The organism is Chitinimonas violaceus (assembly GCF_052601015.1).
The window spans coordinates 1-1,524 of record NZ_JBQXDJ010000170.1 but is presented as its reverse complement, the minus strand read 5'-3'; the positions used below and the strand labels follow the sequence as shown (position 1 = coordinate 1,524).

Genomic DNA, 1,524 nt, shown 5'->3' with positions numbered 1-1,524 from the left:
TTACAACCGCCAACGACGCCACTCTCGGCTAGGTAATTTGGCACCGGCGGTGTTTGCAGAAAAATTCAGCAGGCAATTGGTCTGCATTTGAAGTGGGTGTGTCTACGGTTGTCAGGACAGGTCAATGATCGTTACCTGGCTGGAGAATAACTCAGGCTGGCATAGCGCCACCGATATTCATAAGGCACTCAGTCTTGCAAATAAGCACGTGTTACTTAAGCAGCTATTTGATAGTGGGAAGATTGAAAGAAAGCGAGAGACTTCAATAGCCAATTGGCGCTATCGCTTTCCCGTCCAGGCTTCTACAGCGGTATTCAATCTAATTATTGGACATCCACCCAAACGATTACCCAAAGGGAAACTTGTCCTGCTAGCAGATGCACAACACCCACAACAAGCGCAATTACCCAACAGTGCTTACAACGCCCACTGCTTAGGCATCTAGTTGAAACAAGTCGCTGACTTTTTCTACAAATGAAACACATAAGGAGAAAAGCTTGAACAACAGTTGGCCGGGCTTGCAAACGTACAGCCTGGAACAGGCCGCATCGCTCGCACGCTGCCACTACGAAACACTGCGAGTACTCATCAGACAAGGAAAAGCACCAGGCAAGAAAGTTGGCCGTTCCTACGTCATTTTATCCGACGATCTTGAAGCATTCCTCCGAGGCGAGTATGTTCGCCCCGCGCGGCAAGCGTCGGCAGAACAAAAGTTGCAATCATGCCGATCTACAAACACAGCAGTTCCACTAATTGGTACGTTGACATCATTAGTCCAAGTGGAAAAAGAATTAGACGCTCTACTGGGACGACCGATGAAAGCCAAGCGCAGGAGTATCACGACCGCCTAAAGTCTGACTTATGGCGAGCGGAGCGCTTAGGCGAACGAATCAGACGTACCTTTAAAGAGGCCGCTTTACTGTGGCTTAAGGAAATGGGGCATAAACGCTCCATACGAAACGACAAGATTTTCTTACGGCACTATTTAGGACAATTCGGAGGAAAGTACCTCGACGAGATCACGCGAGAGGACATTATTGATGCGGTTTCGTTAGTAGACGCTACAAATGCAACGAAAAATCGCTATTTGTGCTTACTAAGGGCGCTATTTCGTAAGGCTAAAGGTGAATGGGACTGGATTGAAAAAGTACCGTTCATCAAAACATTACCCGAACGTAAGCGCCGCATACGGTGGCTGACCGTTGAAGAAGTCCAACGGTTATTAGCGGAGTTACCAACCCACCAGAATCAATTCGTTCGCTTCGCTTTAGCAACAGGTCTAAGGCAAGCCAATGTCCTAGGTATGACGTGGGATCGAGTCGATTTGATCCGACGAACGTGTTGGGTAGAAGCTGATGACTTTAAAACCGGTCAAGCCCATGGCGTACCGCTGAATGAGGGTCTGTCAGTAATTTCGTGTTCAAGGCATATCATGCTCCCAAGGAGAATGTATGCCTCGCAAACCGAAAGCCAAGCCGGTGGAATTGCCGGCAATTCCCGCCGAGCTCCTAGCTCAGTTCGGCA

At 48.6% G+C, this 1,524-nt stretch carries 2 protein-coding genes and 1 pseudogene; all 3 read left to right on the top strand.

Annotated elements, in window-relative coordinates; all coding sequences use genetic code 11:
* Positions 1–124: 124 nt before the first annotated feature.
* On the top strand, positions 125–445 hold the full coding sequence (locus ACUHMQ_RS20715; RefSeq protein ID WP_445297337.1) for a hypothetical protein: 321 nt from the start codon (positions 125–127) through the stop codon (positions 443–445).
* Positions 446–497: 52 nt separating this feature from the next.
* A pseudogene (locus ACUHMQ_RS20710) lies at positions 498–659 on the top strand (helix-turn-helix domain-containing protein); the annotation flags it as partial.
* Between the two features lie 62 nt (positions 660–721).
* The coding region (locus tag ACUHMQ_RS20705) for a tyrosine-type recombinase/integrase (protein ID WP_445297336.1) at positions 722–1,524 on the top strand (803 nt) is incomplete at its 3' end.

Excerpts from the sequence above, each read along its gene's own strand:
- ACUHMQ_RS20715 (WP_445297337.1), top strand. The coding sequence starts at position 125 with ATGATCGTTACCTGGCTGGAGAATAACTCAGGCTGGCATAGCGCCACC.